Annotated in this window: 19 protein-coding genes and 1 pseudogene; 3 read left to right on the forward strand and 17 right to left on the reverse strand. The window is 44.9% G+C overall.

Translation table 11 applies throughout. From position 1 onward, the window contains the following. Positions 1–127: 127 nt before the first annotated feature. The 3 genes and pseudogenes from yidA to M0696_RS20170 form a co-directional block, all read right to left on the reverse strand. Positions 128–940 carry a sugar-phosphatase gene (yidA, locus tag M0696_RS20160; RefSeq protein WP_222142361.1) on the reverse strand — a complete coding sequence of 271 codons (813 nt, stop codon included), beginning with the start codon at positions 938–940 and terminating at the stop codon, positions 128–130. 39 nt (positions 941–979) lie between these two features. Then, positions 980–1540, reverse strand: a complete 561-nt coding sequence (locus M0696_RS20165; protein ID WP_248602336.1) for a hypothetical protein — start codon at positions 1538–1540, stop codon at positions 980–982. Next, a pseudogene (locus M0696_RS20170) lies at positions 1530–1977 on the reverse strand (DUF3255 family protein). Before M0696_RS20170 ends, M0696_RS20165 begins: the two are co-directional and overlap by 11 nt. Positions 1978–2077: 100 nt before the next feature. On the opposite strand from M0696_RS20170, the gene cotNE reads away from it, so the two are divergent. After that, positions 2078–2443: an inner spore coat protein CotNE gene (gene cotNE / locus M0696_RS20175; protein WP_222142364.1), complete on the forward strand. Its 366-nt coding sequence runs from the start codon at positions 2078–2080 to the stop codon at positions 2441–2443. Positions 2444–2693: 250 nt separating this feature from the next. After that, positions 2694–3047, forward strand: a complete 354-nt coding sequence (locus M0696_RS20180; protein WP_166846476.1) for a hypothetical protein — start codon at positions 2694–2696, stop codon at positions 3045–3047. Between the two features lie 42 nt (positions 3048–3089). Here M0696_RS20180 and M0696_RS20185 read toward each other — a convergent pair whose 3' ends face one another. The 6 genes from M0696_RS20185 to M0696_RS20210 form a co-directional block, all read right to left on the reverse strand. Continuing rightward, on the reverse strand, positions 3090–3440 hold the full coding sequence (locus tag M0696_RS20185; protein ID WP_166846473.1) for a YxeA family protein: 351 nt from the start codon (positions 3438–3440) through the stop codon (positions 3090–3092). Positions 3441–3452: 12 nt separating this feature from the next. Continuing rightward, complete coding sequence (locus tag M0696_RS20190; RefSeq protein WP_222142365.1) at positions 3453–5327, reverse strand: FtsX-like permease family protein; 1875 nt, start codon at positions 5325–5327, stop codon at positions 3453–3455. Then, positions 5302–6075 carry an ABC transporter ATP-binding protein gene (locus M0696_RS20195; RefSeq protein WP_166846468.1) on the reverse strand — a complete coding sequence of 258 codons (774 nt, stop codon included), beginning with the start codon at positions 6073–6075 and terminating at the stop codon, positions 5302–5304. Before M0696_RS20195 ends, M0696_RS20190 begins: the two co-directional genes overlap by 26 nt. Before the next feature lie 144 nt (positions 6076–6219). Further along, on the reverse strand, positions 6220–7197 hold the full coding sequence (locus M0696_RS20200) for a sensor histidine kinase (protein ID WP_166846465.1): 978 nt from the start codon (positions 7195–7197) through the stop codon (positions 6220–6222). After that, positions 7194–7883, reverse strand: a complete 690-nt coding sequence (locus M0696_RS20205) for a response regulator transcription factor (RefSeq protein WP_166846462.1) — start codon at positions 7881–7883, stop codon at positions 7194–7196. The genes M0696_RS20200 and M0696_RS20205 overlap by 4 nt, the downstream gene beginning before the upstream one ends. 121 nt (positions 7884–8004) lie before the next feature. Then, positions 8005–8403: a hypothetical protein gene (locus tag M0696_RS20210; RefSeq protein WP_222142366.1), complete on the reverse strand. Its 399-nt coding sequence runs from the start codon at positions 8401–8403 to the stop codon at positions 8005–8007. 172 nt (positions 8404–8575) lie between these two features. Here M0696_RS20210 and M0696_RS20215 point away from each other — a divergent pair, with 172 nt between their 5' ends. Then, the gene (locus M0696_RS20215; RefSeq protein WP_222142367.1) at positions 8576–9541 is read left to right on the forward strand and encodes an iron-hydroxamate ABC transporter substrate-binding protein; all 966 of its coding nucleotides are present in this window, start codon (positions 8576–8578) and stop codon (positions 9539–9541) included. A gap of 42 nt (positions 9542–9583) precedes the next feature. On the opposite strand, the gene fba is transcribed toward M0696_RS20215, so the two are convergent. The 8 genes from fba to iolC form a co-directional block, all read right to left on the reverse strand. Next, positions 9584–10456 (reverse strand): class II fructose-1,6-bisphosphate aldolase, encoded by an 873-nt coding sequence (fba, locus tag M0696_RS20220; RefSeq protein WP_166846453.1) that lies wholly within the window; start codon positions 10454–10456, stop codon positions 9584–9586. Between the two features lie 20 nt (positions 10457–10476). Next, positions 10477–11313, reverse strand: a complete 837-nt coding sequence (iolI, locus tag M0696_RS20225) for a 2-keto-myo-inositol isomerase (protein ID WP_222142368.1) — start codon at positions 11311–11313, stop codon at positions 10477–10479. Between the two features lie 86 nt (positions 11314–11399). Further along, positions 11400–12269, reverse strand: coding sequence for a sugar phosphate isomerase/epimerase family protein (locus tag M0696_RS20230; protein WP_119914520.1), 870 nt, complete (start codon positions 12267–12269; stop codon positions 11400–11402). Positions 12270–12288: 19 nt separating this feature from the next. After that, positions 12289–13323: a bifunctional inositol 2-dehydrogenase/D-chiro-inositol 1-dehydrogenase gene (gene iolG / locus M0696_RS20235; RefSeq protein WP_124043864.1), complete on the reverse strand. Its 1035-nt coding sequence runs from the start codon at positions 13321–13323 to the stop codon at positions 12289–12291. A 22-nt stretch (positions 13324–13345) separates the two neighbouring features. Then, the gene (gene iolF, locus M0696_RS20240; RefSeq protein WP_166846447.1) at positions 13346–14662 is read right to left on the reverse strand and encodes a myo-inositol transporter IolF; all 1317 of its coding nucleotides are present in this window, start codon (positions 14660–14662) and stop codon (positions 13346–13348) included. A 14-nt stretch (positions 14663–14676) separates the two neighbouring features. Continuing rightward, on the reverse strand, positions 14677–15570 hold the full coding sequence (gene iolE / locus M0696_RS20245) for a myo-inosose-2 dehydratase (protein WP_166846443.1): 894 nt from the start codon (positions 15568–15570) through the stop codon (positions 14677–14679). Positions 15571–15585: 15 nt separating this feature from the next. Continuing rightward, complete coding sequence (gene iolD, locus M0696_RS20250; RefSeq protein WP_222142369.1) at positions 15586–17499, reverse strand: 3D-(3,5/4)-trihydroxycyclohexane-1,2-dione acylhydrolase (decyclizing); 1914 nt, start codon at positions 17497–17499, stop codon at positions 15586–15588. 32 nt (positions 17500–17531) lie between these two features. Further along, positions 17532–18509: a 5-dehydro-2-deoxygluconokinase gene (gene iolC / locus M0696_RS20255; protein ID WP_248602337.1), complete on the reverse strand. Its 978-nt coding sequence runs from the start codon at positions 18507–18509 to the stop codon at positions 17532–17534. Positions 18510–18528 lie beyond the last annotated feature (19 nt).

Consider the following 18528-nt stretch of genomic DNA (forward strand, 5'->3'; position numbering starts at 1 on the left):
TTTCTACAGGCCACTGAAGATCATGATCAATCACTGACGTTTTATATCTGCAAGAAGGGCTGATGGTGATTACAGACAGGACAGCCGCCATAACAAAAAATCCAGCCTTCTAAGAGGCTGGATTTCATTATTTCGCCAAAACAAGTTCGTGAATCGCATGCGCAACACCGTGTTCATTATTGGAGCGTGTTTGAAAGTTTGCGGCTTCTAATACTTCTGGGATGGCGTTTGCCATGGCAACGCCGCAGCCCGACCATTCAATCATTGTCAGGTCGTTTCCGTTGTCACCTATGCTCATGACTTCCGCCTGGTCAATTCCAAGCAGCTGTGCCAGCTGGCGTACGGCATTTCCCTTGCTGGCTTCCGGATGCAGAATTTCATAAAAGAAAGGCGCGCTTCTGACCATTGTATATTTGTCTCTCACGTCTTTTGGAATCGATGTAATGACATGGCTTAAGTTCTCCGGTTTATCTATAAACATCACTTTCGGGATGAGGATATCTTTTGGCACCTCGTCGATCTTGCGGAAATGAAGCGGCACTTGTGTCACATAGGATTCGTATACAGTAAATTCGCTAATATCCCGGTTAGGCGTATACAAATTAGATGAGTCAAAGAAATGCATCGGCGTCTTCAGCTCTACGCTCAGGTCATATAATGAAGTCAAATCATCATAACCGAGAGACAGCTCTGTGACCACTTCGTTTGTATGGGTATTTTGAACAAGCGCTCCATTATACGCGATGACATAGTCGCCTTCTTCAACTAAATTCAGTTCATCTAAGTATCTCCGCACACCCCCGATCGGCCGGCCGGTGCAAAGCACAATTTTGACGCCCTCCGCTTTAGCAGCGTGAAGTGCGTCGCGGACCTCCTCTGTTACTTCATGATGATCATTTAAAAGTGTTCCGTCCATATCAATTGCAATTAGTTTGTACATCCTGCATCTCCTTCGTGTCGTTTTCAGGCTATAGTCCCATCATATCTTTTTTTCTTTTCGATATTCAACCGGAAGAGATGATTTTCTCCGGATTCTGTTTAAACGCCGGCCTTGTCTTCGGAAACGCGTGCGCGGTTTCCGCTTTCTTTCTGTCTCCATCCCATCGTTTTCTGCTTTGCCCTGTTTCATCAGCAGGAAGCCGGCAGCTAAAAAAGGAATGCCGACTATATTCAAGATGGCGAGCTTCACACCCGCTGCCGTCAAAAAGAATACCCATGAAGATGCAGGATTCCGCCTAATCATGATGTAAGCCGCCATTTCCAGAACAATCAAGATGGCATGAAGCACTACACAATAAATAAGCAATACAAGCGCAAAAAACAACACATAATTCACGATTGCCCCTGAGTACATCATCGCGCGCATCATTTGTATAAACGATAAAGACTGCATGGATCCGCTGATGACATTAGGATTATAGATCGTATAGTCACTAAATAAATGTTTGATCTTGAGAAAAGCCCATAATATAAATATCCACTGAATGATATGTAAAATAAGTCCTGTTAACACCAGTCTTTCAGCTTTTTTATTTCTCATCTTTCTCCTCCTTGCCGGTCTTTGATTTGATTCTCGTCATCGTTTTTGTCTGCCCATTTTGCTCCCAAATCAGCGTCCCGTTTTCTCCTCTTCTCAGCGTGCTTTTGAGCGGATAATAAGAACCGAGATACTGAATCTCGATAGACCCGTCAGTGCTTTGAGATAGACCCGTCAGTGCTTTGAGAAATCACCTTGTATGCCATACTGGGCAGCTGGACCTCTCCTCTTCCTTCAATCACTTCCGTCTCTGCCACCTCGTCTTTGGTAAAGGTGACTCTTGTAAATTTCACGCCGTCCATGGGTCCCGGGGTAATCCCCTCACCCCACGTTCCGTAATAAAACGGCGTTTCCTCTTTTTGCTGTTGGCATCCCGATAACATGATGCATACAGCAGCTAAAAGCAAAATGCCGCATTTATTTCTCAAGGAGTTCACCATCCTTTCCTCCTCTTTTTGGGCGAGTGCCGTGGCACTGTGCCAATGACTACATAAGTTATAAGGAATTCACCCACATTTTATTTTTAAGGAGATTGATTACATGAATCCATTTCAGTATTACAGCCCGCAGCTGCCTCAGCAGGAACCTTACTATAGCCAATATGAATACAATCCTTATCCGCAGCAGGATGTATACGAGCCATACCAAATGGACAGACAGCCAGCCTTGGAAAGAAGAATCGCTGCACTTGAACGGCAAAATGAACAGCAGTCGAGAGAATTAACCCGTCTGACAAACGAAGACCGCCGTCAAAATCGGGAAATTGCACGGATTGCCGAACAGGTTAATCAGTTAAGCCAGGCTGTTGAACGCCATACACGCCGCTTAAACCGGCTCAATCAGCGCCTCCGCACAGTAGAAAACAGGCTGAATATCCCATTTACTGCAGGCGAAGGCGGTTTTTGAAGCAGGCAAAGAAAAAAGCGGAATACGATTTTCCCGATTTCAGGGTTTCGTTTTCCGCACTTCTTATGATTTTAACGCGGAGCATTTACATAAAAAGGGTTTGTACAAGTATACAATCTTTATCGTTTTCATTCAAAGATAGAGGGGGGTAAGGAAAATAATTGTAGTTTCTCATTTGCAGAATTTCTTTTCATTCAGGTTGCATGATAATACCGACTCACGTCAATTGATCATTATGGAGGGATCATTCATGCATAATACACAACACGGCTTGCAGCAGCTGAACCAAGCTCGCCAAACTGCTCAGCAGCTCATTCAGCAAACACAGCAAAGCAGCCAGCAATATCGCCAAATGCTTCACCAAGAGCAGCAAAACATCCAAATGCTGCAGCAGATTCTAAACCACGAACAACAGGCTGCACATACCATTCAACAAGCACTGCACGGACACGACATGGCAATTCAAAAATGCCAGCAGGTTGTCAACATGTGCAACCAAATGCAGCAGGAACTCACTGGACAATCCAGCGTCATGAATACGAATGTGTCTACACTTCCATTCGGCCAAAACACGCCATTCCAGCAGCAATCCTATCAGCAGTAGCATAAAAAAGCGGCATAGTTCCCCCCTATGCCGCTTTCCTCTTTATTGTTTTAATGTTGATTGAACGTCTTTTGGCAAATCTTTATATTGCACTTCTTCCCAGGTTTCTACATACTTGCCTTTTGTGTAGATTTTCAAATAGGCGTTCTTTCGCAAATCACCGCTGGCCAGGAATGTGACGTCGCTCTTTTCACCAGACTGATTGTATCCGTCTAGTGTATATTCAGTGCCGCCTGGTTTAAGGTGCTGGCCATCTCGATTAATCTGCACATACAGATCCTGTCTGGGAACTAGCGGATTGATTCTGTCTGTTATCTCGTTATGAATGAAGAGAATGCCGCAAATGGCCGCGATAGCCCCTGCACCCACTATAATTGATAAAATTTTTTTCATACTCACCATCCCTTATTTCATCGTTAAGAAGCTTTTTATTTTTTTCAAGTAGCTAAACCGCACCATCAGGAAGAACAGCAGCTGAAAAGCTAAAAATCCCCCGATTGTCAGCAACACTGGTTTGGTTACGTTGACAAAGTCGCCAGCTCTAATGGCAAAAACCGTATGAAGAACAGCCATCGCAAAGGGAAAGAAGAACAAGATCGCTAATTGAATGGTTACGCTCTGTGACATTTCTTCTTCACTAAATCCAATCTTCGCTAATGAACGGTAGCGCTTCTGATCTTCCTCTAAATCCGTAAACAAACGGAAATACAAAAAGCTTCCGGCCGCGGTAAAGAAGACAATGGCAATGAAAAGCCCAATAAATAAGCTTAAGCTTGGCAGTTGCACTGTCATATAGTGCGTGCTGGCCTTCGCATCAAATTGAAAGTGAACGTCAGAATAATCACCATACAATTTATTTGTAAGTGATTGGCTGATGCCTAAACTGTCTTTCCAATTCTTAAATTTGTAACCAATGAGCTTCGTGCTTTCTCCAAGCTTATGAAGCTTTTTATAGGTTGTTTCATTTACGACAAGAACGCTGTTTACAGAAATCAGCGGTTTTTTTGTTTCTTTCACTTCGAGCTTCTGATTTGCCAGCTCATTTTTCTTGTTCAGCAGATCTAATTGTTTCGGAAATTCAGTTTTATCCTTGACTTCATAGGTGCTTGGGAAATAGATGCTTTCCCCGTTTTTCAGATCATTCATGCTCATGCTGAAGTGCTTTTGAAATGTTTCCTGATCCATTAAGATAACAGGCGGCACTTCATCTCCCCGCTTATAGCGCACATATGAAACTGACATATCGTAACGTGTAAATGCGAAATGATTCTGTTTCAGCTCATGTTCAATATCATGCAGGTGTTGTTTTTCTTTCAGATTGCCTTCAAATGATAAGTACTCCATTTCATAGGCTGAATCCATTGCCCCGACAGTTGATTTGTAAACGGCCAGCACTCCTGTAGCAGTAAAAGCCACTGCTGAAATAATACTGACGATAAAAAACAGTCGGGCATTATCTTTTAGGCGATAGACTAAATCAGAAATCCAAATGACATTTTTCCCGCGCAAGTAAAAGCCCTTCCACTTCTTCACGGCCCTCAATATCCAAATGCTGCTCTGGCTGAAGAAAAAATACGTTCCAACTATGGTTAAGATCAAAATCAGAAAAGGCATATAAGAGTGAACATTGCCTTTTACGACCATTCCGTATCCCATAACAAGGCATGCCACGCCAGAAATCGACAGAAGGATAGACGGCTTCGGCTCAGGTTTCATGTTTTCCGCGCCTTTAATCAGTAAAATAACGGTTTTTGATTTAATAAAAAAGATCGTAAACTGTGATAAAAGGAAAAATAAGAGCAAAAATCCGCAAATCGTAATCCCCAGGGCCTTCCAAGGCATATACAGCGGCAAAGCGTCCATTTCTAAAATATAGACGCCGATTGTAAAAAATGTTTTTGAAAAAATCAGTCCGCCGATGATTCCGGCAACAATCGAAAAGGTGCCGATCATCATGTTTTCAGCTGTCACCAGCACTCGCAGCTGGGCGGGAGTAATCCCCTGAATCAGCAGAATTCCAAACTCTTTGTTTCTGGATTTCAAAAAGGCGTTAACGGAATATAGAACAAATAGAATTGAAAAGATAAAAATCATCCACTCCGCTGCCGTTAAGCCTTTTCTCGCAATGTTATTCAAGTACCCTTCCGTAAGAGCAGGATGAAAAATAAACATAGCGAAGGTAAAGAAAATCAATACGGAAAAAGCACTGCTCAAAAAGAACGCCAAATACGACCGTTTGTTACGTGTAACATTTTTATAAGCGAACTGAAGAAAGGTCATTTGCGTTTCCCCCCAGCATAGAAAGTACATCTAGGATTTGGTCATAAAATACTTGGCGGTTATCTCCGCGGTAAATTTCGTTAAACAGTGTTCCGTCTTTAATAAAAATCACACGCTGGCAGTAGCTTGCCGCCACAGGATCATGGGTAACCATTAATGCAGTAATCTGATCGTTCTGGTTCAGGCTTTGCATCGTTTCCATAACATCCTTTGAAGCTTTGGAATCGAGATTTCCCGTCGGTTCATCAGCCAGAATCAGAGAAGGTTTATGAATCACCGCTCTTGCAATGGCTGCCCGCTGGCGCTGTCCGCCAGAAACCTCAAACGGGCGCTTTTGTAAAAGGTCCTCTATACCGAGCTTTTCAGCGATGGCATGCAGCTTTCTTTCCATCACTGAAGGAGATTCTTTTTCAAGTGTTAACGGCAGCATGATATTTTCGCCAAGCGTCAGTGTATCAAGCAGGTTAAAGTCCTGAAACACGAAACCAAGCTGTTTTCGCCTGAATTGTGCCAGCTTTGTTCTTTTCAGCTGGTGAGGGTTGTCTCCTTTGATCAGGACGTCTCCGGAATCGGGACGGTCAATCGTTGAAATGATATTTAAGAGCGTTGTTTTACCGGAACCCGACGGCCCCATCACAGCCGTGAATTCCCCTTCCTCTACTGAAAAAGAGATTTGTTTTAACGCCTGCTGGGACACTTGTCCTTTGTAGGTTTTGTTTATATGTTTGACCTCGAGCATATTTGCCATGAGAATCCTCCTTATTGGTATTGTTCATCAGAAATTGGCTTATCATGTGTTTGCGGAAAGCATAAAAAAAACCTCCTGATAAGCTGATAAACAAATCTTATCAAGAGGGATGACAGTGTGCTATGCGGTTTTCTTAATGGCTCCTTACATTTTTGTAAGAAACAAAAACTGTACCGCTGTGCCCTTTCCCGAAGCAGAGCTGATCTCCACTTCATGATTCAGTTTTCCCGTGATTTCTTTCACCAGATGAAGCCCTATTCCTGTTGACTCTTGGAAACGCCGGCCGTTTTCACCTGTGTAATAGGGATCAAACACACGCTTTATATCCTGCGAGGGAATCCCCACACCATGATCTCTTACTTCTAACACGGTTTTATCCTCATGCTGAAAAATTGACAGCTCAATCCGGTCACTCACTCCCGCAGAATACTTCACTGCGTTTGTCACGACCTGTCCGATCGCAAATTTCAGCCATTTTGGGTCTGTATAAATCGTAGCGTCAGTGAGAATGTTTGTTTTCGGATATACACGATGCTCAATAAAGTACCGTTTATAGCTTTGAATAACGGTTTGGAGAATGTCGGTTAAAGAAGCCGCTTCTATTTTGAAATCTCTCTCAAACAGGTCGAGCCTCGATGAATACAGCAATGTTTCCAGTCCATATTCAATCTGCCGGACTTCTTTTTTGATTTGCCCAAAAATAGGCTCATCCTCTTCCTGAATGATTAAATTAATGACAGAAAGAGGCGTTTTCACTTGGTGCACCCACTGGTTCATATAGGTCACCCTGTCTTCAAGCTTGGCTTCTGTTTCGTGAAGCTTTTGATTGTAGAGGCGGTTCAGTTCCATCTGTTTTTCATAAAGCTCAGCACAAAACAGAGAAGAGCCTAAATCAGGCACGACTGCATCCTCCTGATGGGAGCTGAGCCACTGATAAACACCGCGGTCTTGATACCAGCGATAGATCAAATACACAGCTAACAACAGCAGCTGCACGCCGAGTATATAGAATAAATGGGCTAGAGAACGCTGGCCCGCAAACCAATAGTACGCAAAAACAAAAATGCCTTGAATCAGAAAAAGCAATATTAAGAGTACATGAGTCCGCAAAAACAATTTCATGACAGCGGCCTCAATTGATATCCTTCACCGCGGACAGATTCGATCGAAAAAGGAACCTCTAAGTCCCGAAGCTTTTTGCGCAAACGGGTGATATATACATTCAGCGTATTGTCATCGACGAACAGATCAGTATCCCACGTTTTTTCCATTAACCGGTCTCTTCCCGTTACCTTTTCTCCCCGTTCCAACAGCACTTCAAGAAGCTTGCTCTCTTTCTTAGACAGCTCGCACTTTTCTTCTTGATAACGCAGTTCAAATCGCTCTACATACAGCTGCACACCCTCGAATTCCACGATTCTTTCTCCCTGCTTCACCGCATACTCTCCATACGCCCTGCGAATTTGGCTTTTGATTTTCGCGAGCACAATGTCATAAGAAAACGGCTTTTCAATATAATCATCGCCGCCATTTTCAATTGCCATCACTTGATCCATTTCGCCGCTTCTGGCAGAAATAAAGATGATCGGGCTGGTCGAATGCTGGCGGATCTGCCGGCACCAATAAAATCCGTCATATGCCGGCAAATTGATATCAAGAAGCACCACATCAGGCTTTTCCCGCAAGAACATATCCAATACAGACGTAAAATCAGTGGTAACCACCGTATCATAGCCGTACTTCTCTAAATAATTTTGTAATAGTGACCGAATGTCTTCACTATCTTCGACAATCATGATTTTATTCATGCAATCCATCCTCCAAAAGGATAAGGCCGTTTCAGAGCCATCTTTTTTGATGCCCCCATCATAATGCTTTCATCGGTTCTGCGCAACAAGAGAAAGCGGGCCTTTATAAAAGACCCGCTTCTTACTGTTCTTTTCGAATATGTATATCTTGAATAGACTGTTTCGGAGCATGAAATCTGCTTTCGGCTTCACTCCTTGCCTCTGCAAAAGCCCGTGCCTCCACATGATCTTTATAGACATCCAGCTGAATCAGATACAGCGGACGCACTTTAAAACCATGAATTATCGTCACAGCCCACAACGGGAGCACAATAAAAACGCCGGGCAGATCCGGCAGCACAAAACCAAACGCAAATACGAAAAAATAAATGATTCCATACATGATCCACTTTCTATTTCTAACCTTGATGCCAATAAATAAAAAGGCAAAAAAACTGGCAATGGCAAAAGGCATGAAAATAAACAGCATCCACCAACTATGCAGCAACTCCCATGCGCCACCTCTTTTAGTAATTCCCATATTTTCCTCCTCCCATTTACCTATAATAATAGATTAAGAACACCGCGTCACCTGTAAACAAAAAAACGTTCTCTTAAAATAGTGATAGACGGGGCACAGGTTTCTTGCTATATTATTAGTTGATAATGATAATCATTACTAATCAATCAACATACATATTGGGGGGTTCTTGATGAAAAAGAACACATTGCTCGTGGGCATGCTGGTGCTGCTTCTTATGTTTGTCAGCGCTTGCAGCGGCACAGCTTCGAAAGGAAGCTCAAGTGATTCAGCTTCCGATAAGACAGAAATGAGAACATACAAATCAACAAAAGGGAACGTCAAAATTCCTGCACATCCGAAACGCATCGTCACTGATTTTTATGCTGGAGAATTGCTGTCTGTGGGGGCGAATGTAGTCGGCTCGGGCTCATGGTCATTCGATAATCCGTTTTTAAAATCAAAGCTGAAAGATGTAAAGGATGTCGGTGATCCGATCAGCGTGGAAAAAGTGATGGAGCTGCAGCCCGACTTAATTGTTATCATGAATGAAGAGAATGTAGATAAATTAAAGAAAATCGCTCCAACTGTTGTCGTTCCTTATAACACAGCGAAAAACGTAGAAGACACAGTCAGCATGTTCGGGGATATCGCCGGAGCGAAAGATGAAGCAAAATCATTTATGGCTGACTTTAACAAAAAAGCGGAAGCAGCCAAAAAGAAAATTGCCGGCGTCATCGACAAGGATGCAACCTTCGGCATTTATGAAAACACGGACAAGGGCGAATTCTGGGTGTTCAATGATAATGGCGGACGCGGCGGCCAGGCTGTATACAATGCGCTTGGGTTAAAAGCGCCTGAAAAAATTGAACAAGATGTCATCAAAAAAGGAGAGATGAAACAGCTCTCTCAAGAGGTCATTCCTGAGTATGCCGCAGACTATATGTTCATTACAGATTACAATCCGAAGGGCGAAAGCAAAACACTCGATAAGCTGGAGGAATCCTCTATTTGGAAAAACCTAGACGCTGTCAAACATAACCGTGTGTTTATCAACGACTTTGACACATTCTACCCGTACGATCCAATTTCCGTCAGCAAACAGGTTGATTTGATTGCTGATATGCTGGTGAAACGTGAGAAAGAAAACCAAAAATAATGGCATGATAAAAGCACTCACGATGACGTGAGTGCTTTTTCTTCAGCTGACTTGCTGTCTAGCGGCTTTTCCCGCTGAGCCGAATTCTCTCATTTTGCTTTTCACTGTTTCTTTTACTGCGTCAATTCCCGGCGTCATATAAGCGCGTGGTTCATATAAGTCAGGATTTTCTTCAAACATGACGCGCGTTTTTTCTGCCCATGCCACCATACATTCTGTATTGATGTTGATCTTCGCGTGGCCAAGCTGGATGGTTCTTACGATTTGATCAGCCGGAATTCCCGATGCACCGTGAAGAACTAGGGGAATGTTCGTAGTCTTAGCAATTTCCTCCATCTCTTTGAATCCGAGCTTAGGCTCACCTTGATACTTTCCATGAACTGATCCGAGCGCAGCGGCCAGGGCATCAATATTGGTTTCTTCCACGAGACGCTGGCACTCATGAAGATCAGCGTATTTTACACCGCCCACAAGACCGTCCTCCATGCCGCCTACCGTACCGACTTCAGCCTCTACTGACACACCGTGAAGCTTGGCATAGTCTGCTACCTCTTTCGTCATGGCGATATTCTGATCAATCGGTGAATGTGATCCGTCAATCATGACCGAGCTAAACCCTGCGTCAATGGCTTGTTTACAGCGCTCCACGCTGCTGCCGTGATCAAGGTGAAGGACAACGGGAACGGTGATTGACAATTCTTCCATCAGCGCATTGACCATCGCAGCTACGGTTTTGAATCCGCCCAAATAGTCGATCAGCCGGTCCGAAGCCGCCGCGATGACAGGCGACTGTTCTTCTTCCGCAGCCTGTAAAATCGCCTTCGTCCACTGCAGGCCATTGATATTAAACTGGCCGATTGCGTATTGCTCCCGCTTTGCATCTTCAAGAAGCTCTTTCATCGATACAAAAGCCATGTCCACCCCTCCTTTATCCATTACATGTTGAAGTATTTTGATACGACATCAACCGTTGTTTTTTTCGCTGTTTGAATGGCTTCCTCAGCACTCAGCTTATAGTATTCAGGCCGGAAGAGCTCAACTGATACAACATCAGAGAAGCCGATTTCCTTAAGGGCTGATAAGTGGGCATCTAAGTCAATCGCCCCTTGGCCCGGCCATACACGATCCTCATCCGTTAAAAAGCCGATTGGGAAATCTTCGGTATCGTCGATATGGTAGATGAAAATTTTCTTTCCGTCCGCCCGCTTTAAGCTTTCAATATTTGAACCCATTGCATGGAAATGGAAACTGTCAAGGACAAGCCCGACATTGTCCCGGTCGACTGTGTTTACGATGTCGTACGCCTGTTCAAACGTATTGACCGTACATTGCGGGTGGCCGACAAATTCAAGTGCGATTTTTACGCCGTACGGCTCCGCGATATCTGAAAGCTCAGTCAGCACCTCTACACTGCTCTTTTTGATCTCTTCTTTTACAATCTTCTGCTCAGTCACAAGCGGGACGGCCACGACATATTTCACACCGAGGGTTTTGCACGTTTCCATCATGCCTTTAAATTCAGCGATGTTCTCATTGTGGCCCTTTTCATCACGGTTGTTGAAGAATACGAGTGCATTTAAGGCAAGCGGCTTGATGTGATGGGTTTGAAAATATTCCGCAAGATCATCCAAAGAATGGTCTTTTAAGTACTCCGGCAGCTTATCCATTGTGCGGATTTCAATATAATCATAGCCGTGCTTTTCGCATAGTTCTAAATCCTTTTTAAGATTTGAGTTTTCCAATGTTGTTGCTTCATTAAAGCAAAGTTTCATGTCAGACTCCCCCATCTGCGTTTTAGATATGAAGGGAGTTCGGCAGGATGGCTATTCGCCATATCCCGCCGAACTCCATGCTCAGCTTATGCCAGACCTAATTCTTCTTTCATTTTCCGAAGCATAAATCGGCTTGATTCATCCGCTCTTTCGTCGACCCAAGCAAAAACGGCATTCGTCGCAATTCCGTCGAACTTCATCTCTCTCAACTTTCTGAAAATCGTTTCAAAATCAACCTCACCTTGGCCAATGTCCAAATGCTGGTGAACGGTTACTTTCGCGTCAGGCGGATTGACGATGTAGCGCAAGCCATGAGCCGCTTTATGATTAAAGGTATCTGCAAATAAAACGTGTGTGAGGCGGTCGCCGGCTTCGTCAAACATTGTCTCGATGTCGCCTTTGCCGTCATCATAGAAGAACGTATGCGCAGTTGAGTAGACAAGATTAATCCAATCCTTGTCAAGCGCACGGATCATATCCATCGCACCTTTGTGCGTTTCGATAAAATCGTATGGATGGGCTTGAAGGTTGAGTTTAATGCCTTCTTTTTCAAAGACTGGGAGAAGCTCATCCATGGATTTGATAAATTTTTCTTCACTTGTTAAAGGATCATATTTTGAACCGCTGAATTCACTGTTCATCAAATCCACTTCAAGTTCAACCGCAATTTCGATCGCCCTTTTCCAGTTGCGCACCGCTGCCTGGCGGCGGTCTTCATCAGGACCCGCCCAGTGGTAAAGAGGAAGGAGGGATGAAAGCTTAACACCTGTATCCTTTAATAGGCGCTTTAATTGTTTGATTTTTGCTGAATCGACTTTCGGATATTTATAGAATGGACAAAAATCCTCGCGCGGCGATAGCTCAATATATTCATAGCCAAGCTCCGCTGTTTTATAAACCATTTCCTCCAAAGTTAAATCATCACGATACATCGAAGGATCCAATGCTAATTTCATAATTTCACTCCTCTATTTTTTAGTTTTCAACTGTTGTAAACGATTGATAGAATTCCGGTTTTTCCTTCAATTCAACCTTTTCTTTTTGTCCAGATTCCTGGGCTTTTACACACGCGTCAGTCGTAACAGCGGCAATATAGCCGTCCCATGCCGTTGGTCCGCTGACTTCGCCTTTTTTCTGGATGGAATCAATGAAGTCTTGAATTTCTACGTCATACGCAGCCACAAAGCGTCTCTGCCAATCCATCAGAATATCTGTGCTGAATTTGCCTTCTTTTCTCATGCTGATGCTTGATGGTTCAGGAAGTTTGATGACCCCGTCTTCTCCGACGATTTCACATTGAATGTCATAGCCGTATTTACAGTTCACATAGATTTCAGCATTGATGACAATGCCGCCTTTTGTTTCAATCAATACGATTTGTGGATCTTTTAAATGCGGAAGCGCATTTTTCGATTTTTTCGGATAGATGACTTGAACAGACTCGTAGTCATCATTGACGAGCCAGTGCAGCACATCGATTTCATGAACAAGCGTGTCGACTACAGCCATATCTGTTGTGTAATTATCTCCCACAGTCGGGTTGCGGTGCGCGCAGTGAATCATAAGCGGCTCGCCAATAACATGATTATCGAGTGCTTCCTTCAGCTGTACGTAACCGCTGTCATAACGGCGCATGAAGCCGACTTGAACTAGGCGTTTGCCCACTTTGATTTCCTCTTCGACGATGCGCATGCATCCTTCAGCCGTTGTCGCGAGCGGTTTTTCACAGAACACATATTTCTGGGCTTTAATCGCTTTCAGCACGCTCGATTCATGGGCAGGTCCCCAGCTTGTCACTAAGACAGCGTCTACATTTTCGTCTGCAAGCAGGCTGTCATCATTCGGATAAACCGTCGCGTTTAATTGGTATTGCTCAACGACCTTTTGTGCGGCTTCTTGATTGACATCCGTTACAGCGACAATTTCTGCGCCGGACAGCTTATTCGTGATGCGGTTAATATGTTCTTTTCCGATTGCTCCAGTTCCAATTACGCCAATACGTAAACTCATTGACAGCCACTCCTTCTGTTGGTTACATGATTTTACTTTCTGTTCCTTGCTTTACTTGGCTCTGAGGAGATCCGTAGAGTTCCTCTTGAATTTGTTCAAGCGACTTGCCAGACGTATTAGGCGCAAAGAGAAGCCCGATGATCATACTGGCCGTCACACATCCGAGGAGAATTGCAGCCATCGTTCCAATGCCGAAATTCGTAATAATCATTGGGACAAACAGACTCCAAATCCCTATTGAAATACGGACGAGGAAAAACATCAGTCCTTGTGCAGAAGCACGATATTGCGTAGGAAAGATTTCACTGGCCCATAACTGATAGTTGGCTTGCTGCCCGGCTCCGTTGTTGATCCCGATCATGACAATAAACAGGAGCAGAACCGGCAGTCCTTCAACCGGCAGCAGAAACAGCGTCCATCCGATCACTGCCATAAAAGCGGCGATTCCAAACACGGTTTTTCTATATTTGTCGGCAAAGGGCATGAAGATCAGAGCGACCCCCAATCCTGTGAAGATAAACAGTCCCATTTGCAAAAGGTTTGCCGTAGTGGCCGATACACCGCCGACCTGCTGATAAATGTATGGCATAAAGAACCCCATTACGCCAGCTGCTAAATTCCAAACCAGAAACACGCCCATTAAAAACAGTATGTTTTTTAGATACATAGGCTTGAGCAAATCAAAATACGATGTTTTGTTGAGTACGGCCGGCATCCCTGCCTGCGAATCTCCCGGCTGTTTTTTTGGCTGCCAGGCGTCTGACTCCGGAAGCCTGATTCTCAGGATGTACGTAATCAGCGCAATGACAAGCAGATGGCCAAAAACGATTTTATTACCTAGGATTCCTAAATCTCCGACCAGTACGGAGAGAAGCAGAACAACAACTGCCCCCGCGGCCCAGGCGACTTGTGCCACGCCGCAATGGCGGGCCCGATTTTTCTTTGGTGCATTTTCTGCAATAATGGTCCATGATGCGGTAATGTCAGCTCCTACTGATAAACCGATGATCATGTAACCGCTTAACAACATGGGGAAATTAACCCCGAACAGAACCAAACAAATCCCTATTGCATAAACCAGCATGCTATTGGTATAAACAGCCTTCCGCCCGACTTTATCAGCTAGATACCCGCCAAGCAGTGCTCCGACAGCGGCAGAAATTGCATTTGCGCTTAGCGCGCCGAGCAGCCCGATTTGCGTATCAGATAGCTTTAGGTAACTGACCCATAACGATAAACCAGCAGAGCCCGCCACAATTGAACCGGCATCAATGTAGTTGGCCAATGCTGCCGCGATTGTCCGTTTATTGAAAGCCGAATCCCCATTGGTATTGCCCATATATTCAGTCCCCATTAAGCCAGATCCAACAACTGCTCATCAATATAGTTTCTCGCGATCAATGCATACTCAAGCGGGTTTGCAACATCAGGGTCCTGTTCAGCTTCAACGACAATCCATCCGGAATAATCATGCTTCAACAGCAGCTGATATACTTCTCTAAAATCAATGCATCCATCACCGGGAACCGTGAACATGCCTTTTAAAAATGCTTGTCGAAACGATTCCCCTCCAAGCCTGCATTGTTCCATGACATTCAGGCGGGCATCTTTAAAGTGCACATGCTTAATGCGGCCGATATGCTTCTCAAGCATTCCCATATAGTCACCGTCAGAAATATACGCATGCCCTGTATCATAGAGGAGGTGTACATGCGCGGGGTCTGTTCCAGCCATCAGGCGGTCCACTTCTTCCGCGGTTTGGACGCCAGTGCCAAGATGGTGATGATACACAAGCTTTAAGCCATGCTGATCAGCAATTTTGCCAAGGTGATTCAATCCTTCGCAAAGCCGTTCCCATTCATCATCCGTAAAGTGCGGCTTCTCTGTGAACACATTTTTCTCCAAGCTTTGCACACTGTGTGTTTGTTCAGAGACAACTGCGACATCCGCGTTTACTTGTTGCAAATACTCACAATGCAGGGTAAATGCCTTTGCCGCTTCACCGAGTCCGTCACGCAGGATAAAGCTGCTGAACCATTTTCCCGCGATTCTTAAATTTCGAAGTTTCAGCTCTTTGTTCAGGATGGCCGGTTCGGGGAAAAATCCCCCGACTTCCGTACCTTGAAAACGTGCGACAACGATATCACTCAACAAATGCTGAAGTGTGTTTCCCGCTCCGATTTCAGGAATATCATCATTCCGCCACCCTATTGGAGCAATGCCCCACAGGATTTTATCTTTGCCCATCTATGAGCCTCCCCTCTAATACTGCTTCGCAGATTCCAGCATTTTTTCTTTTGCTTCGTATGCCTTCTGAACGCTCTCCTGTTCAGATACCTCTGCTACGCCGACATGCCACCAGCTGTCATAGCCGTCCGTCATTGTTTTTGGCAGAACCTTCATCTCAATTAACGTTGATACGTCTTGTTTCTTCGCATCCTCTAACGCCGCTTTTAACTCTTCTATCGTGTTAGCACGGTAGGTTTTCGCGCCGTATCCCTCAGCAACTTTTGCATAATCGACATTTAAAATTTGATTGTCATCTGTGCGGAACTCACAATAGTAGCTGCCGCTGCCGTGATCCATTTGTAAGTTGTTGATACATCCAAAACCAGAGTTATCAAAGAGCAGCACATTGATTTTCTTGTTGTACTGAATCGCCGTAATCAGCTCGGAGTGAAGCATCAGGAAGCTGCCGTCTCCGACAATGGAATATACTTCTCTGTCAGGATGGGCCAGTTTAAGACCCAGTGTCCCGGACACTTCATAGCCCATGCAGGAATACCCGTACTCCAGGTGATACGTATTCGGAACATTTGAATGCCACAGACGCTGCAAATCTCCTGGAAGGGAACCTGCTGAACAGATGATTACGCTGTCTTCAGGAATGGTCTCGTTGATTGTCAGCAATGCCGTTGTTTGCGGAAGCTCAGTATTCAACGCGTCAGCGTATTCATTTAGAACCTCTTGAGAGAAATGATTTTTGATTTCCGGATCAAATGCTTCCCGTTTAAACGTCACTTTGCTGAGGCGTTCGCGTTCAGCGAGCCATTCGTCCTTCAGCTCCTTGATCGTTGAACCGAATTCACTCTTATAGCCTTCAAGCAAGCCGTGCAGTTTGCCAAGCGTCACTTTCGCATCTGCTACCACTTGGAACGCATCGAGTTTATACGCCTGCATTCGGCTGACATTGATGTTCAGAAACTTCGCTTTATCAAAATCAAAAGCGGTCTTAGAGGATGTCGCAAAATCCGTATATCTTGTGCCGATACCGATAATCAAATCAGCTTGGCGGGCCGCTTTATTTGCCGCAAGTGTACCTGTGATGCCCATTCCGCCGAGGTTGTTCGCAAAATCAGCTTCAACTGTCGACTTTCCTGCCTGCGTTTCAACTAACGGAATGTGATACGCTTCAGAAATGGCAACCAATTCATCGCGCGCACCGGAGTATTTTGCGCCTCCGCCGACGAGGATCACAGGATTTTTGCTGGCTTTAATCAGCTCCGCCGCACCTTGAAGCTCGCGCTCGCTCGGCTGTAAGCGATCAATATAGTGAACCCGTTTGACGAAGAAACTTTCATCAAAGTCGTATGCTTCTCCTTCGACATCCTGAGAAATACAAATCGTTGCCGGACCTGCTTTTGCCGGATCGGTCATGACTTCAAACGCGCGCAGCAAACTGCTCATAAGCTGCTCAGGACGCGTAATGCGGTCCCAGTATCTCGATACAGGTTTCAATGCATCGTTTGTTGTAATCGCCGCACTGTATTCTTGCTCCATCTGCTGCAGTACGGGATCTGGCTGTCTTGTCGCAAATGTATCTGCCGGAATCAAGAGAACCGGGATATTGTTTGCCAATGCAGTGCCGGCTGCCGCCACTAAGTTAGCCGCTCCCGGTCCGACGGATGTAGAGACCGCATATATTTTTCTTCTCAGCATTTGTTTGCTGTACGCCATTGCGGCATGCGCCATTCCTTGTTCATTTTTCCCTTGATAGACTTTCAAATGGCCTGCATCCTGCTCAAGCGCCTGGCCAATCCCTAATACGTTTCCATGACCGAAAATCGTGAAAATCCCTTCAACGAAAGGCTCTTCCTTTCCATCTACATGGATGTACTGCTGGTTTAAGAATTTAATCAGCGCTTGTGCTGTTGTTAAGCGAATTTTCCTACCCACAAACGATCCCACCTTTACTCGATCTTTTTCAATTATGACTGTGCTTCAATAAGCTGTACGATTTCATCCGCAGTCGGCATTGCTTCTGACGAACTGTGCTTGCTCACCACAATGGAGGCTGACGCGCTGCCGTATTTCAATGCCGTTTCGATGTCTTTTCCGCTGACAAGGCCATAGATAAAGGCTGACGCATAGGAGTCACCGGCTCCAAAGGTTTTCAGCACTTTTGTCTTGTACGCTTGCGCTCGGTATACCTCACCAGATTTGCTGTATGCGTAAGAGCCTTCGACGCCGTGTTTGATGACAACGAGGTCGGCTGAATGGCTAAATAAATGATTGACCGATTCTTCATTGCTTCCGCCTGTGAGATTTTCCATCACATCAAATTCATCGCGTGTGCCGATCACGATATCAGACTGCTCGGCGACCAAAGAATAGTAAACGGCTGTTTCATCCGCTGACTGCCACGTATACGGGCGGTAATCCAGTTCGAACACCACTTTGACCTGATGCTTTTTCGCGTATTGAACAGCTTTTAACACCGCTTCCCTTGATGGGCTTTTAGCAAGTGCTGTCCCGGAAACAAGCAGCATTTTCGCATTTGCGATATAGTCCTCGCTTACCTCTGAAGGCTCAAGATAAAGATCCGCCACATCATCTCGATACATTAAGATGCTGCATTCTTCAGGGCTCAGAATTTCCGTAAATGCAAGGCCAGCTTTGTGTCCATCTTGATCTACAATCATCTGCGTTGTATCAACGCCGGTATTTCTCATATAGGACTCTATGAATCTTCCATGCTGGTCATCTGGAATTTTGCCGATGAAGCCCGCTTTTAAGCCAAGCTTCGCGCTGCCAATCGCGATATTTGCAGGTGAACCGCCGACGTATTTCGAAAATGTCATTGTTTCTTCCATTGGGCGGTTGTATTCGACTGCGTTCAGATCAATACATGCCCGGCCGATGGCAACAATATCAAAAGCCTTCTCTTCATTAAATGTATACTTCATCGTAAACAGCCACTCCTCA

It is taken from the genome of Bacillus rugosus (assembly GCF_023238245.1).
GTDB classification, from domain to species: Bacteria; Bacillota; Bacilli; order Bacillales; family Bacillaceae; genus Bacillus; species Bacillus rugosus.

Excerpts from the sequence above, each read along its gene's own strand:
- iolF (WP_166846447.1), bottom strand. The coding sequence starts at position 14,662 with ATGGGCAATACCAATGGGGATTCGGCTTTCAATAAACGGACAATCGCG.
- M0696_RS20210 (WP_222142366.1), bottom strand. The coding sequence starts at position 8,403 with ATGGGAATTACTAAAAGAGGTGGCGCATGGGAGTTGCTGCATAGTTGG.
- M0696_RS20185 (WP_166846473.1), bottom strand. The coding sequence starts at position 3,440 with ATGAAAAAAATTTTATCAATTATAGTGGGTGCAGGGGCTATCGCGGCC.
- M0696_RS20195 (WP_166846468.1), bottom strand. The coding sequence starts at position 6,075 with ATGGCAAATATGCTCGAGGTCAAACATATAAACAAAACCTACAAAGGA.
- M0696_RS20190 (WP_222142365.1), bottom strand. The coding sequence starts at position 5,327 with ATGACCTTTCTTCAGTTCGCTTATAAAAATGTTACACGTAACAAACGG.
- fba (WP_166846453.1), bottom strand. The coding sequence starts at position 10,456 with ATGGCTTTTGTATCGATGAAAGAGCTTCTTGAAGATGCAAAGCGGGAG.
- M0696_RS20230 (WP_119914520.1), bottom strand. The coding sequence starts at position 12,269 with ATGAAATTAGCATTGGATCCTTCGATGTATCGTGATGATTTAACTTTG.
- M0696_RS20200 (WP_166846465.1), bottom strand. The coding sequence starts at position 7,197 with ATGAAATTGTTTTTGCGGACTCATGTACTCTTAATATTGCTTTTTCTG.
- iolC (WP_248602337.1), bottom strand. The coding sequence starts at position 18,509 with ATGAAGTATACATTTAATGAAGAGAAGGCTTTTGATATTGTTGCCATC.
- iolI (WP_222142368.1), bottom strand. The coding sequence starts at position 11,313 with ATGAAACTTTGCTTTAATGAAGCAACAACATTGGAAAACTCAAATCTT.
- M0696_RS20165 (WP_248602336.1), bottom strand. The coding sequence starts at position 1,540 with ATGAGAAATAAAAAAGCTGAAAGACTGGTGTTAACAGGACTTATTTTA.
- cotNE (WP_222142364.1), top strand. The coding sequence starts at position 2,078 with ATGAATCCATTTCAGTATTACAGCCCGCAGCTGCCTCAGCAGGAACCT.
- M0696_RS20215 (WP_222142367.1), top strand. The coding sequence starts at position 8,576 with ATGAAAAAGAACACATTGCTCGTGGGCATGCTGGTGCTGCTTCTTATG.
- M0696_RS20180 (WP_166846476.1), top strand. The coding sequence starts at position 2,694 with ATGCATAATACACAACACGGCTTGCAGCAGCTGAACCAAGCTCGCCAA.
- iolE (WP_166846443.1), bottom strand. The coding sequence starts at position 15,570 with ATGGGCAAAGATAAAATCCTGTGGGGCATTGCTCCAATAGGGTGGCGG.
- yidA (WP_222142361.1), bottom strand. The coding sequence starts at position 940 with ATGTACAAACTAATTGCAATTGATATGGACGGAACACTTTTAAATGAT.
- M0696_RS20205 (WP_166846462.1), bottom strand. The coding sequence starts at position 7,883 with ATGAATAAAATCATGATTGTCGAAGATAGTGAAGACATTCGGTCACTA.
- iolG (WP_124043864.1), bottom strand. The coding sequence starts at position 13,323 with ATGAGTTTACGTATTGGCGTAATTGGAACTGGAGCAATCGGAAAAGAA.